Source organism: Microvirga antarctica, from assembly GCF_017921815.1.
In the GTDB taxonomy this organism is placed as follows: Bacteria; Pseudomonadota; Alphaproteobacteria; order Rhizobiales; family Beijerinckiaceae; genus Microvirga; species Microvirga antarctica.
In genome coordinates this window covers 45,801-58,897 of the sequence record NZ_JAGEMM010000003.1, presented here as the reverse complement: position 1 = coordinate 58,897, position 13,097 = coordinate 45,801, and the positions used below count along the sequence as shown (strand labels likewise).

Below are 13,097 nucleotides of genomic sequence, written 5' to 3'. Positions count from 1 at the left end.
GGGCCGCACGGCATCAAGGCTGGCGATCGATGGCCTATCCGGCCCTCCGCTCGTGCCGGATACGCTTTCGTAGCCGCCGTTAGACGATGTGGTTGCCTGTCGCACCTGGCAATTTCGAGTCGGACCGTCTCAAAAGGAACGGCCGGGTTAGGCTTTGTTGCCGGAACCCCGGTCTGGCGTCCGGGTTAAGCTCTTCGATGACGTAAAACTGGGAGATGACGTGGTGGACGACATGAACGAGTTCCGCCTTGCTGTTTCTGACGCGTCCCCAGCAAATGACCTTACGGCACACGTCCTGCGCTGGGTCGGCCTCATCGGGGGCGTTGGCCTCTGTGTCGTGGGCATCGCCGTGGCCCTTGTGTGACCACGTCGCGCCTCTCGCGCGACCGCCGATAGAAACAGCCCTTCTTCGAATTTAATGGCGCGACAGCACGTCCCTGACAGCGGATGTCAGCTGCGTCGCGCGGTAGGGCTTGTGCAGGAACTTGCCGTGATCGGGCACCTGGTCGTCCCGCAGGGTCGTGCCGCCCGAGGTGACAAGCGGCCAGATATGCGGCCAGCGTTCATGCACAATTCGAGCAAGCGCGAGCCCGTCGAGGGCACCCGGCATGTTGATGTCAGTGAACAGAACAGCGACATCGTCGCAGCACTCGGCCAGCAGTGTCAGAGCCTCGTCGGCGCTACTGGCCTCGAGCACGGCAAATCCCTCATCCTCGAGCATATCCACTGCGTTGATACGGAGGAGCAACTCGTCTTCCACGACGAGGACCATGTGCGGCGCTGACTGAACCATGTGAACAAACCCCCTCTAACCACCAATCGTTCCGGATTGAGCCTGCGACCTAGGCCAGAACCACGACCTTCGTGCCCTCCGGGGCCCGCTGGTAGAGATGAATGACGTCCTGATTGACCATGCGGACGCACCCGGACGAGACATTCGTGCCGATAGTCTCGGGCTCGGTCGTGCCGTGAATGCGATAACCGGTGTCGCCATCGGCAAAGAGGTACATGGCGCGTGCCCCGAGTGGGCTTTTCGAACCGCCGGGAACGCCCAATCCGCGGGACGTCGAGACCAGTTGCGCACGGATCGCCGGGTCGCGCGCGACCATCTCCTTGGGCGGCACCCAGTCGGGCCATGTGCGGCGCATGTTGATTTGCGCTGGGCCTGACCAGCCGAACCCTTCCCGGCCGACGCCGACTCCATAGCGGGTGGCCCGGTCGCGCGCCTCGATGAAATAGAGCTGGCGGGCACCGGGATCGACGACGATCGAGCCCGGGTCCTCCGATCCGAGATACTCGACCTCCTGGCGCAGGAAAGCCTGGTCCACCTGAGCGTAATCGAAGGCGCGGACTGGAAAAGGCTCCGTCGTATCGCGCGCATAGACGACCGCGTAGTTCGGTTTCGAGAGCGTCTTGCCGCTCAGCCCCCGACCGGGCCCGCTGGTACCGAAAAGGCCCCCGAAGGCGGGCATCGTGGCGCTCGTGCTCGAACAGCCAGCAAGGCTGGTGGCAAGGCCCGCGGAGAGAAACAGACGTCGTGACATCGTGGACATGGGATCGATCCGTTCTTGACAGCTATTGTTCGGTGAAGAACGTGAGGACGACCTTGCTGTCATCGCTGAGCAGGCACAGGAACCGGTTGGGCTTGTCGGTCTTGTCGCGCTGCAGATACGCGTCGCCCATGATGACCATCTTGATGGGCGTCTCTCCCACCTTCGTGTCGGCCTTCGAGATGCCGAGCGAATCCATGTCGAACGTGATCTGATCCAGCGACGGCGAGCGTTTCTGCAGCGCGGCAAGACCCGAAAGACGACAGGCTTCGACTTCCGGCGGCACCTGGGCGAGGGCCGACGACGACACGACGAGAGACGCCGCAAAAGCTGCGAATGCGAACCGCATGGGAGAACCTCGGTTGGGAAAACGTGCCGGCGATCGGCGCTGCTTGATGAGACAAGTCCAACCGCCACGCCCGGTTCCTCGATTTGCGGCGCATCGGTGTCATCGGTGGTTGGTTTTCGTCAACGTGGTGAGCAGTTGGTTAATAGCGTTAATTCCTCAGGGAGCGGCATCGGCAGGTCGCCGACCTCACGGCCGGGCTGCTTCCGGCAGAGCCTGACAATTGGTCGTGGCGGACTCGCCCTCGAGGCGGGCACGGATCCAAGCCGCCGCCTCGCCGCCGCCCTGCTGCACGACGGATTCGTGGTCGGCGGAGGGAAACACGCGGTAAGTCAGGGCATTGCCACGCTTGCACAGGTCCCGCGCCACCGCGTCGGTGGTGCGAGGAAGCACGGTGACATCCTGCGCGCCCTGCATGATCAAGGTGGGGGCGGCAATCTTGAGATGTCCGGGATCGTTGTCCGCCGCCAGCTTCAGCACCATCGACAAATCCGCGCCGGGCAGGAACTGATCCTTCGGGATCGCGGTCGACCAATATCCCCGCGTCAGCGTGGCCGACACGCATTCGGACTGCATCTGCGGCAGATGCGCGAGCGCCGTCGGTGTGAGGATCGTGCGCAGATCAATCTCAGGGTGGTTCGAGGCCGCCGATTGCAGGAAATACATGGCATAGACAAGCGCCACGGACGGCTCACCGGCTTGTGTCATCTCCTTGATCCGCTCGCCCAGATGGGAGCCTGGCGCGAAGGCGACGCTTCCGAGCAGCGTGAACTCGGGCGCGTAGGAAGGGCCGAAATGCGCCGTGAACAGATCGGCCTGCCCCCCTTGGGAATGCCCCATCGCCACGTATCGCGTGCCGATGCTGGGCGCGATCTCGCGGGCGGCCCGCATGATATCGAGCGCCCCGCGCGCCTCGACTTCGCCCTGCAAAAACGGATGCAGGCCGGGCGAGCCGCCCAGGCCCTGGAAATCGCTGAACACAACCGCGTAGCCCTGTCGGACATAGGCGTCGAGCCGGGCCCGCGCAGGACCCAGCGAGTAATGCTCCGATCCATCAGGCCGGTCCCTGGAGGGCGCACAGGCTGCCACCAATCCTGTCGTCCCGTGCGTCCAGGTGATCAGCGGCCACCCCCCTTCAGGCGGCGGGCCTGGCGGCACGGACACCGTACCGGTCACGGCGATGTCGCGGCCATCCAGGGCGGTGGAGTGGTACATGACGAGGAGATCCGTGCCGGCGCTCGGGAGCGCGACGGTGGCGGTCGGGCGGCCGGTCCAGATCACCGCTCCCGGTCGACCGGTCGGCAGGGGAGACGGCGCGGCATAGAATGCGTCGCCCACGGGGCCTTCGGGCACGGCCTGAGCGGTGGCGGGCAAGGCGCCTGCAAGGCCGGATGCCAGGATCGCCAGGACGAGGGGGAATGGATCGAAGGTCACGGGCATCACTCTTCCAATGGGCAGTTGAGACAGGCAGGAGCGTGATGATCATGCTGTCGGCCGCGGGATCGGGTAGCACCACCATCGCGGCCAACCGTTAAGATGATCCTTGCGGCGGCGATGAAGCGACGGCAGCCTCGGAAGGCGATCGCACGATCACGAACGTCAAAGCGCCCAGACCGTAGATTTTGCTCGCTTTGAACACGTGACAAACGGGATTTCAAAAGCCGTCCCCGGTGGCGAAACTTGCCAACCGGCATGCGCCTCAGCGCTTCCCGCTCGCCGCTGTCTCCGACCCCTTTCAGGAATCCTGACCGAATGCCCCTAGAACCTATTCATCGCGACGCGCTCAAGCTGATCTCGACCGCCACCCTGACGACCGTTCTGTTGAAGAAGGGACTCCGGAATGTGTGGATGCGCGGCGCGAGGCCGTTGCGCGACGGCGAGACGCGGATCGTCGGACCGGCCTTTACGATGCGCTTTGTGCCCGCCCGTGAGGATCTGGCGACGCCGGCATCCTGGGGGTCGCCCATTTCGACACGCGCGGCCATCGAGGCCATGCCCGAGGGCTGCATTGCGGTGGTCGATGCCATGGGCGTGACGGATGCGGGCGTCTTCGGCGACATCCTGTGCGCCCGCATGGTCAAGCGCGGCGTGGCCGCGATGGTCACGGACGGCGTCGTGCGCGACAAGGTCGGCGTGTTGGGGACCAGCCTTCCAGTCTGGTGCGACGGCGCCGCCGCGCCGCCTTCCGTTGCTGGCCTCACCTTCGTCGGCTGGCAGGAGCCCATCGGCTGCGGCGGCGTCGCGGTCTTTCCGGACGACGTGGTGGTGGTCGACGGCGACGGTGCGGTGGTCATTCCGGCGGCCTTCGTCGAGGGCATCGTGGCCGAAGTGCTCGAGCAGGAGCAGATGGAAGCCTGGATCATGGATGAGGTCGCCCGCGGCGTGCCGCTGCCCGGTCTCTACCCGATGAACGAGGACACCAAACTCCGTTATGCCGCCTATAAGGGCAAGCCATAACGGCTCGATTGTCATACACTTTTGAGCGGGCGATTTCTGTCGCCCGCTCATTCCCACCACCACCCCGCAACGCGCCGGTGCGGGCTGCAAATTCAGGCGCTTCTGGAGTGCGAGCGACATCATGAAAGTGACGATCATTGGCGCAGGCGCCATCGGTGGACTGGCCGGTTCCTTTATGGCCCGCGACGGCTACGACGTGACCCTCGTCGACAAGTGGAAGGAGCATGTGGACGCCATCAACCAGAATGGCATGACCATCGACGGCGTGCGTGGCGACATGCGCATTCCGGTCAAGGCCATCACGCCTGATCAGCTGGAAGGGCCGCTGGAGGCGATCCTGATCGCCACCAAGGCGCATCACACAGCTGATGCGGTGCGCGACGTCATTCCGCATATGGGTCCGGACAGCTTCATCGTTCACTACCAGAACGGGCTCAACATTCCGGTCATTGTGGACCTGCTCAAGGAAGCGGGCCTGGGCGGTGAGGAGCGGGTGATCGGCGGCATCCCGAATTACGGCGGCGCCCTTGTCGATCCGGGCCATCTGGAATTCGTCCACGAGGGCAAGATCGAGCTCGGCGAACTGGACGGATCGGAGAGCGAGCGCCTGCTGACGCTCACGAAAATGCTCGAGAGCCTGACCAAGGTCACGGTCTCGAAGGATATCTGGGCACAGATCTGGTCGAAGGAAGTCTATTCGAACCAGGTCGTGTTCTCTGCACTGGTGGATGCCCGTATCCACGAGACGCTCGGCGTGGAGCGCTACGCGCGGATTGCCGGCGCCATCGTGCGCGAGGGCGTCGAGATCGCGGATGCGTCGGGGATCGTCCTCGAAAAATTCGACTTCTTCGATCCGGCCAATTACCGCCCGCAGACCCCTGCGGACACGAAGCGTCTGATCGACAACATCAACACGGCGATCCACCTGCTCAAAAAGGACCAGGATCCCAACAAGCACCAGTTCAAGAAGAAGGGCTCGGGAATTTGGTGGGACATCGTCTACCGGAAGCGCAAGTCGGAGGTCGAAACCCACAAGAGCAAGCTCATTGCCTATGGAAAGCAGGCCGGCGCCGATACGCGCCTGACCGAGAAGCTGCAAACCATGATCATGGAGGTCGAGGAGGGCAAGCGGGCACTCGGGTTCCAGAACTATGACGAGTTCGAGGCCTATATCGAAGAGATCGGGAGGGCGCTGCCGTGAGCCCCGACCGCAAGCTGGGGGTCGGCGTGATCGGCGCGCTCGCCTGGGCCGACAAGGCGCATCTTCCTGGTTACGCCCACTACGACCGCTGCCGGCGCGTGGCCATCTGCGACATCCTCCCGGAGCGCGCCCGCCATCTGGCCGACAAGTTCGGCTTCGAGCGGATCTACGACAATGTCGAAGCCATGCTGGCCGATCCCGACATCGACATGGTGGATATCTGCACGCCAACGGACACGCATCTCGCCCTCAGCCGGCAGGTGCTGGCTGCCGGCAAACATGTGCTGTGCGAAAAGCCGATTGCGCTAAACGCCGCCGACGCCTTCGGGCTTGCCCGCGAGGCGAACGAGAAGGCGCTGCGGACGAAGGTCGGATTCACCTTTCGCTACAGCCCTGCGCTGAAGCAGATGAAGCAGTGGATCGTCGACGGGACGATGGGCGAGATCTACCACGTGCAGGGGTTTCAGCAGAACTCGCAATGGCTCGACCCGATGTTTCCCTTGCGCCAGTATTCGGAGATCCCACCCGGCGAGAAGCTGCTGCCTGCCTCCATCGTCGGGTACGGATCGCACCTGGTCGATCTCCTGCGGTGGCTCGCCGGGGATTTCAAAGCCGTCTCCAGCCTGATGCGCAATTTCGTGCCAGAGCGGATCGTGCGCGGGCAGGAGGGCTTGAAGCGCCTGCCCATCGATGACGGCACGGTGGCGATCATCGATTATGAATCGGGCGCGCAGGGGACCCTGCAGACCTCGTTCGTCGCCATCGGCAATTATCCCGGCATCGAGATCCGCATCTATGGATCGAAGGGTGCTGCCATCGGCCGACTGGTGGTCGAGAACGGCATCGCCGAGACGCTGCACTTCGCAACCCCCGATCAGGTCGAGTTCCGCGAAGTCGAACTGCCGCCCGAAAGTTTCCCACCCGGCGCCACCATCAACACGCCGTGGCCCGAATTGTACTACCGGCAGTTGGTGCGGGACTGGACGGACGAAATCCTCGACGATTTGCCGGCCGACAACACCTTCATCGACGGAGCAAAAAGCCAGGATATCGTCGACGCCATCGTGCTGTCGCAGAAGGAACGCCGCTGGGTCTCCCTGCCGCTCCACAAGGAACCGTAACGATGGCGAAGAGCCCGGATCAACAGGTCGACGCGCTCGTCGACGACTTTCTGGCGCATCATTTCCGGTTCCGTCCGGTCGATGCCACGTTCATGGGCTTGAAGGGCCATGACGACCGACTGCCACCCTCGGACCCCGAGGCGCCGGCGCGCGAGGCGCAGGAACTGGCAGGACTGGTTGCCCGTCTGACCGACCTCCCGCCGCCTCAGGGTGTCGGCGCGATCCTCGATCATTCCATCCTGTCGTCCCAGCTCAAGCACCGCACGCGCGAACTGGCGGAACGTTCGCAGTACAGGGATCCCAGCTGGTATGCGGGCGAGGCGGCCTTCGGGCTGATCAGCCTGCTGTTGCCTTCGGCACATGCCGCAACCTCTGACGAATTGCACGCCCGCCTCGCGGCAATCGCGCCCTACCTGGAAGGCGGCCTCGTCCACCTCAAGGGCGCGGCGGTTCACCCGGACTGGGTGGAGCGCGCGCGCAAGGAAGCCCGGGCCGTCATCCGCCTGCTTGGACGCGGTATCAGGCTACATCCGCTCTGGCGGAACGGCATGGACGCGGATGCGCGGCGCGCCGCCGCCAGCCTCGCGGCCTTCGATGTCGCGCTGGCTGCCATTACCCCCGCCGATCCGGCCTGCGGGGCGGACTACATGGCGTTCATGTTCAAGGACGTCCACCAGCTCGATATCTCCATGGAGGAGGCCGAGGCCCGCGCGCTTGAGCGCTTCGCCAAACTCGGCGAAGAGATCGTCGCATCGGCGCGGGCGATCGACCCGGAGCGGTCCTGGCGCGATCTTCTGGTCTCGCTCGATCGCGAGCGTCCCAGCGCGTCGCTGATGGGGGAAACTTATGAACACTGGCATCACAAGGTCATGGACGGGGCGGGCCACCTGCTGACACCGGCTACCGACTACGATCTCGCCTTCAAGCGCATGCCCGACTGGGCCCAGGAGGTGTTTGCCGACACGTATTTCCTGGCCTACCGCTCGCCGCCCGCCGCCCATGCGGGGACGGGCAGCATCTATTGGGTGAACGGCGACGGGCAGAACCTGTCGACCGTCAAGCAGACCCATGCGATCCACCATGCCAGCATCGGGCACCACACCCACAACGCCCGCGCCCGGACCTCGCCATCGCGGCTCGCGCGGCTCGCGGAGACAGGCGTCGCGCGGGGCGTCGCATTTCTGTCGGCGGGGACAACCGGGGAAGGCTGGGCCTGCCACGTGCAGCACCTCGCGGCGGAAATTCCCGGCATCCTCAATCGCGTCGAGACCGACATCATGTTGAAGGACATGGAACGGCGCAACGCCGGCGCAGTCGTTGCGGACATCCGTCTGCACACCGGCCGCTGGACCCTGGCCGAGATGCGCCGCTTCTATGCGGAGGAAGGCGGGTTCGGCGCCGGGCGGGTCTGGGGCGAGACCGTGCGCAACTCGATTTTCCCGGGAACGCGCATCATGTACTGGCTCGGACAGGAGATGATCCGGGAGGCGCGCGCCTCGTGGAAGGGACATACCCGCGATTTCCACGACCGGCTGATCGCGCTCGGGCACCCGACGCTCAGCGCGTCGCTCGCCATCATGGGGAAGGATGCCGCCTGAAAGCGGCGTCCGTCAGTTCCTGAAGTCGAGCGCGTCGCGAAGGCCGTCGCCAATGAAATTGACGGCCAGCATGGTGGCAAAGATCATCGCGCCGGGCGGAATGGCAAGCCACGGCGCGCTGTCGAGCCACTGACGGGCCTCGTTCAGCAGGTTGCCCCAGCTGGGCGTGGGCGGATGCACCCCGAAGCCCAGAAACGACAATGCCGATTCGACGAGGATCGAATGGCCGACCGCCAGCGTCGTGGCGACAATCAGCGGCGCGATGGCGTTCGGCAGGATATGCAGCCAGATCAGACGGCCGTTGGTGCTGCCGATGGCCCGGGCCGATTGCACGAATTCGCGCTCGCGCAGTGACAGAAACTCGCTGCGGATGATGCGGGCGGTCGACATCCAGCCAAGCGCGCCGATGATGAGAATCAGCGTCGGAACCGACGGCCGCACCAAGCCCGACAGCAGGAGGATCAGCGGCAGCGGCGGAATCGACAGGAGAATGTCGGTGACGCGCATCAACACCACGTCCACCCACCCCCGGTAGAAACCGGCAATTGCCCCCACGGTCGCGCCAATGGCCGACGCCACGAGCGCCGCCGCGAGGCCAACCGAAAAGGAAATCTGGCCGCCGTAGAGAAGCCGCGTGAAATTATCGCGTCCGAGCTGATCGGTGCCGAGCCAATGCGTGGCGTTGGGGGCCGTGGGCGTGCCCAACAACTCGATATCCTGCGCATCGAACGCGAAGGGCGAAATCAACGGCGCAAAGAGCGACAGCAGTGCCAGGACGATGAGCACGACGAGGCCCACCACCGACGCGCGGTGGCGCTTGAAGCGCCGCCACACCTCGGCGCTCCAGCCGCGCGGTTCCTCGGATTTTCGTAAGGCGGGACTGACCACGAGCTGGTTCATGCGAGACGCACCCTCGGATCGATGACCGCATACAGCATATCGGCCGCAAAATTGGCCGCCACCATGGTGAAAGAGCTGATCATCATCAGGCCCATGAGAACCGGATAGTCGCGCCCGTCCATGGATTCCACGAACAGCCGACCGATCCCCGGCCAGGAGAAAATCGTTTCGGTGATCACCGCGCCCGAGACGATCTGCACGATATCCAGCGCCACCACCGTCACGATGGGCAACAACGCGTTGCGAACCGCGTGCCGCCAGATCACCTTGCGGGGCGTCTGGCCCTTGGCGCGCGCGGTGCGGATATAATCCTGCCCGATCACATCGATGAGGCTCGCGCGAACGTAGCGGCTCCACCCGGCAATTGTCGCGAAGGACAAAATGCAGACGGGCATGACCATGTGGGTCAACACATCCATGAACGAGCCATTGCCGACGGTCTGGAAGCCGCCCGCCGGCAGCCAGCCGAGCCAGATGGCAAACACGAGCTGCGCCATGAGCCCGACCCAGAAGACCGGAATCGAGATGCCCGAGAAGCTTACGAACGTGAAGAAGGTGTCGAGTTTCGAGTAGCGCCTTGTGGCGGCCAGCACGCCGATGGGAATGGCGATGGCGAGCGACAGCAGGAAGGCTGATCCGCTCAGGATCAGGGTCGCGGGCAGCCGCTCGAGGATAACCTCGAGCACCGGCTGTCCGGTGCGGAAGGAGATGCCCCAATTGCCGTTCAGAAAAGCCCAGAGCCAACGCACGTATTGCTCCGGCACCGGCTTGTCGAGGCCGAACGCAACCCGCATCTGCTCAAGGGCTTCGCGGGTCACGTTCGGGTTATCGGCGTAGAAATCCAGCGGCGAGCCAGGCGCCAGGTGAATGATGGAAAACAGGACCACCGAGATGCCCAGGATGAGCGGTATCGTCCCGAGCAATCGGCGAATAAAGCTTCCGAATGACATTCAGCCGACTCAGCCTTCCAGATACCAGGCGGCTGTGTTGTTGAAGATCGTGCGGTTGGTCGGATTGGGCACGAAGTTCTTCAGCTTGGCGGATTTGGCGATCAGCGACACGTTGCTGGTCGTCGGAATGGTCACCACTTCGTCGGCGAGGAAAGCCTGGATCTCCTTGAAGATCTCTTTCAGCTTGGCCCGATCGATCGTGTGCTCCGCCGTATCGAGCAACGCATCGAGCTTGGGGCTCGAGAAGCCCGTGCCATTGTTGGACCCTTCGGTGCCGTAGAACTTGCTGTATTGCGGATCGGCCGACGTGATCCAGCGGCTGTAGAGAAGATCGTAGAGGCCCTTGTAGCGTGCTTCGCGGAACGCCACGCCGGTCTTGTTGTCGGGCGACAACGCGATGCCGACGGCCTTGAGATTGGCCATCACCACCTGCTGGGCAGTCTCGTCCGCGCTGTTGCCGGCTTGCACCGTGATCCGATAGGCCATCTTGTCGGCGCCCTTGGCCCGCACGCCGTCGCTGCCGACCACGTAGCCAGCCTCGTCCAGAAGCGCCTTTGCCTTGGCCGGATCGAACGCATAGGTGCGCACGTTCGGATCGTGGTAATCGAACTGCTTCGAGACCGGCGAATTGACGACGAACGGAAAGCCGCTCAGGGCCTTGGCGATCGCGTCCTTGTTGATGGCGTGCGCAAAGGCCTGGCGCACCTTCAGGTCGCGGAAGGCCGCCGGCCCCTTGAAGTTGAAGTCGAGCCGCTGCCACGACAGGATCGGGTTCTTGATGATCTCCATCGAGGACGACAGCGCCTGCGCCTGTCCGTAAGGGATGTTGTAGGCAAGCAGGATTTCGCCAGCGCGAATCCGCGTCACCATGGCCGATGCATCAGGCACCAGGTTGAACACCATGCGGTCGAGATAGGGCAGCTGGGTGCCGTCCTTATCCTTGCGCCAGTAGCGCGGATTGCGGTCGGCCACCACGTATTGTCCACGCTTGAACTCGGTAATGACGAACGGGCCGGTCCCCAGCGGCTTGGTGTTGTAGCCGTCGGTGTTGAGATCCTTGCCTTCGAGCGCGTGCTTGGGAAGGATACCGCGGGAGAAGAAGCCCGAGGGCCAGATCGGCGTTACCGTATTGAAGCGGATCACTGCCGTCAGCGGATCGGGCGTCTCGATCGCATCGATTTCCGTGACGCCTTCCTTGGATTCCGCGATGAACTTGGGATCCTTCAGGGCCATCCAGGTGAACTTCACGTCCTCGGACGTGAAAGGCGCGCCGTCCGACCACGTCACGTTGGGACGCAGCTTGAAGGTGATGTCCATGCGCTTGCCGTCGGCAGACAGCTTCACGCCGCCATTCTCGACCGTCGGCACTTCGGTGGCCAGAACAGGAAAATACTTGGCGTCCTCGTCCGGCGCGATCAGACCCTCGACGACCACCGACTGGATGTCGGCGAGGAAGCCCGTCGAGAACGTGTTGAGCGTGTCGACCTCGTAGGGCACGGCGATGGTGAGCGTGCCGCCCCGTTTGCCGATCGCCTGCGCGAAAACGGCCTGCGGACCGATGAAGCCGGCGGCAAAGGCGGCCGCTCCAATGCCCTGGAGGAATTGGCGGCGAAGGAGAAGAGTGCGATCTCGTAGCATTTGAGTTCCCAAAGGTTCCATGGCCGGTTTATCGGGCGTGTTCTGCGGCGGCATGCTTATCGTTGCGGCATATTGGTTCGGCAGTAAATAATGAGCAAGGTGACTTTTTGTGCTGTCTTTGCTTCCAGAGTGAGCTGAAACGTGAAGATCAGGGCAGGTCGCGTGACATCGTGCTTCTCGATCCAAAAATCTCAAAGCTGACGTAACTGATTGAATCGTAATCGGTTTGATTTTGTGCGTAAACGTGACTTATCCTCGGCTCGGAAAGGAGAAAATGTTATTGGACACACGTTTTCTTGATACCCTGACGGTCGTTGTCGCCTGCGGGTCGATCGCGGGCGCCGCGCGCCGGCAGAACCTCACGCCGGCCGCCGTTGCCCAGCGGATCCACGCGCTCGAACAGGAATTCGGGACGAAACTTCTCGTCCGGTCCGGCAAGACGGTGAAGCCGACGGAGAACGGTCTTGCGATCGCGCAGGAGGGCCTGATCCTGCTCAAGCATGCCAGCTCGCTCCGGGCGCTGGCCAACAAGGACAAGCTGCATGGGGAGCTGCGGATCGGATCGATCTCGACGGCGCTCCTCGGACTTCTTCCGGATGCGGTGGCCGAGATCGCGCGCAAATATGCGGGCGTCAGTTTCTATTTCGTGCCGGGCCTGTCGACCGAGCTCTACCGGCAGGTCGAGGAGGAACTCGTCGACGTCGCGATCATCGTGGAGCCACGTTTCGTTCTGGGCAAGAGCTTGAAGTGGCGCACGGTCCGCGAGGAGCCTCTCGTTCTCATCGTCCATGAGGAGCTGCCGGAGATGGATGCGCACGACATCCTGCGCAGCCAGCGCTTCATCCGCTATGATCGCATGCAATGGGGTGGCCGCCAGGTCGACAACTATCTCAAGGAGGCTGGCATCCGGCCGGAAGAATGGATGGAGATGGACGCGCTCGACGCCATCGCGGCGCTGGTCAGCCGCGGCCTTGGCGTCGCACTCGTGCCCGATTGGTCGCCACCCTGGCAGGCCGGGCTGAAGATCCGCAAGATCCCGCTGCCGCCCAACCCGTTCGTCCGCAAGATCGGCATCGTCTGGAAAAGCACCTCGACCCGCGCCGAACTGATCCGCGTCTTTGCCGAGGAGGTGGTAAAGCAATCGGCGGCGAGCAGCGCTCCATCATAAAATCCGCCGATTGTCGCAGCAAAATGAGATGTCTCGCGCCGCCTTTCCCTCGGCCTGGGGCGAAGGCGCGCCTGCCAGGTGGCCGCAACACCGCCTTTTGCGGTTTCTTTCATCTTGGCACCCGGTGGACGGCCCCCTACCCTTTCGTTGCGTCAATGCGAAAGTGAG

Annotated in this window: 12 protein-coding genes; 5 read left to right on the top strand and 7 right to left on the bottom strand. The window is 63.6% G+C overall.

The annotated features are described in order from the left end of the window. Positions 1–415: 415 nt before the first annotated feature. From J4G32_RS11480 to J4G32_RS11465, 4 genes are all read right to left on the bottom strand, one after another. The gene (locus tag J4G32_RS11480; protein WP_210492509.1) at positions 416–793 is read right to left on the bottom strand and encodes a response regulator; all 378 of its coding nucleotides are present in this window, start codon (positions 791–793) and stop codon (positions 416–418) included. Between the two features lie 49 nt (positions 794–842). Further along, positions 843–1,553, bottom strand: a complete 711-nt coding sequence (locus J4G32_RS11475) for a L,D-transpeptidase (protein ID WP_210492498.1) — start codon at positions 1,551–1,553, stop codon at positions 843–845. 22 nt (positions 1,554–1,575) lie between these two features. Beyond that, positions 1,576–1,899 (bottom strand): hypothetical protein, encoded by a 324-nt coding sequence (locus tag J4G32_RS11470; protein ID WP_210492492.1) that lies wholly within the window; start codon positions 1,897–1,899, stop codon positions 1,576–1,578. A 186-nt stretch (positions 1,900–2,085) separates the two neighbouring features. Further along, positions 2,086–3,336 (bottom strand): lipase family protein, encoded by a 1,251-nt coding sequence (locus J4G32_RS11465; RefSeq protein ID WP_210492488.1) that lies wholly within the window; start codon positions 3,334–3,336, stop codon positions 2,086–2,088. A gap of 312 nt (positions 3,337–3,648) precedes the next feature. On the opposite strand from J4G32_RS11465, the gene J4G32_RS11460 reads away from it, so the two are divergent. From J4G32_RS11460 to J4G32_RS11445, 4 genes are all read left to right on the top strand, one after another. Then, positions 3,649–4,353, top strand: a complete 705-nt coding sequence (locus tag J4G32_RS11460) for a ribonuclease activity regulator RraA (RefSeq protein WP_210492486.1) — start codon at positions 3,649–3,651, stop codon at positions 4,351–4,353. Positions 4,354–4,474: 121 nt separating this feature from the next. Continuing rightward, a complete protein-coding gene (locus tag J4G32_RS11455; RefSeq protein ID WP_210492478.1) occupies positions 4,475–5,554 on the top strand; it encodes a ketopantoate reductase family protein in 1,080 nt (359 codons plus the stop codon). Then, the gene (locus tag J4G32_RS11450; RefSeq protein ID WP_210492474.1) at positions 5,551–6,675 is read left to right on the top strand and encodes a Gfo/Idh/MocA family protein; all 1,125 of its coding nucleotides are present in this window, start codon (positions 5,551–5,553) and stop codon (positions 6,673–6,675) included. Before J4G32_RS11455 ends, J4G32_RS11450 begins: the two co-directional genes overlap by 4 nt. Before the next feature lie 2 nt (positions 6,676–6,677). After that, positions 6,678–8,273 carry a DUF885 family protein gene (locus J4G32_RS11445; protein ID WP_210492467.1) on the top strand — a complete coding sequence of 532 codons (1,596 nt, stop codon included), beginning with the start codon at positions 6,678–6,680 and terminating at the stop codon, positions 8,271–8,273. A gap of 12 nt (positions 8,274–8,285) precedes the next feature. On the opposite strand, the gene J4G32_RS11440 is transcribed toward J4G32_RS11445, so the two are convergent. The 3 genes from J4G32_RS11440 to J4G32_RS11430 are packed head-to-tail and all read right to left on the bottom strand — an operon-like array spanning position 8,286 to position 11,761. After that, on the bottom strand, positions 8,286–9,173 hold the full coding sequence (locus J4G32_RS11440; RefSeq protein ID WP_210492464.1) for an ABC transporter permease: 888 nt from the start codon (positions 9,171–9,173) through the stop codon (positions 8,286–8,288). Then, the gene (locus J4G32_RS11435; protein ID WP_210492453.1) at positions 9,170–10,123 is read right to left on the bottom strand and encodes an ABC transporter permease; all 954 of its coding nucleotides are present in this window, start codon (positions 10,121–10,123) and stop codon (positions 9,170–9,172) included. The genes J4G32_RS11440 and J4G32_RS11435 overlap by 4 nt, the downstream gene beginning before the upstream one ends. A 9-nt stretch (positions 10,124–10,132) precedes the next feature. Then, complete coding sequence (locus J4G32_RS11430; RefSeq protein ID WP_210492446.1) at positions 10,133–11,761, bottom strand: peptide ABC transporter substrate-binding protein; 1,629 nt, start codon at positions 11,759–11,761, stop codon at positions 10,133–10,135. A gap of 280 nt (positions 11,762–12,041) precedes the next feature. On the opposite strand from J4G32_RS11430, the gene J4G32_RS11425 reads away from it, so the two are divergent. Then, on the top strand, positions 12,042–12,929 hold the full coding sequence (locus J4G32_RS11425; RefSeq protein ID WP_210492439.1) for a LysR family transcriptional regulator: 888 nt from the start codon (positions 12,042–12,044) through the stop codon (positions 12,927–12,929). Positions 12,930–13,097: the final 168 nt, after the last annotated feature.

Excerpts from the sequence above, each read along its gene's own strand:
- J4G32_RS11480 (WP_210492509.1), bottom strand. The coding sequence starts at position 793 with ATGGTTCAGTCAGCGCCGCACATGGTCCTCGTCGTGGAAGACGAGTTG.
- J4G32_RS11475 (WP_210492498.1), bottom strand. The coding sequence starts at position 1,553 with ATGTCCACGATGTCACGACGTCTGTTTCTCTCCGCGGGCCTTGCCACC.
- J4G32_RS11470 (WP_210492492.1), bottom strand. The coding sequence starts at position 1,899 with ATGCGGTTCGCATTCGCAGCTTTTGCGGCGTCTCTCGTCGTGTCGTCG.
- J4G32_RS11465 (WP_210492488.1), bottom strand. The coding sequence starts at position 3,336 with ATGCCCGTGACCTTCGATCCATTCCCCCTCGTCCTGGCGATCCTGGCA.
- J4G32_RS11460 (WP_210492486.1), top strand. The coding sequence starts at position 3,649 with ATGCCCCTAGAACCTATTCATCGCGACGCGCTCAAGCTGATCTCGACC.
- J4G32_RS11455 (WP_210492478.1), top strand. The coding sequence starts at position 4,475 with ATGAAAGTGACGATCATTGGCGCAGGCGCCATCGGTGGACTGGCCGGT.
- J4G32_RS11445 (WP_210492467.1), top strand. The coding sequence starts at position 6,678 with ATGGCGAAGAGCCCGGATCAACAGGTCGACGCGCTCGTCGACGACTTT.
- J4G32_RS11440 (WP_210492464.1), bottom strand. The coding sequence starts at position 9,173 with ATGAACCAGCTCGTGGTCAGTCCCGCCTTACGAAAATCCGAGGAACCG.
- J4G32_RS11435 (WP_210492453.1), bottom strand. The coding sequence starts at position 10,123 with ATGTCATTCGGAAGCTTTATTCGCCGATTGCTCGGGACGATACCGCTC.
- J4G32_RS11430 (WP_210492446.1), bottom strand. The coding sequence starts at position 11,761 with ATGCTACGAGATCGCACTCTTCTCCTTCGCCGCCAATTCCTCCAGGGC.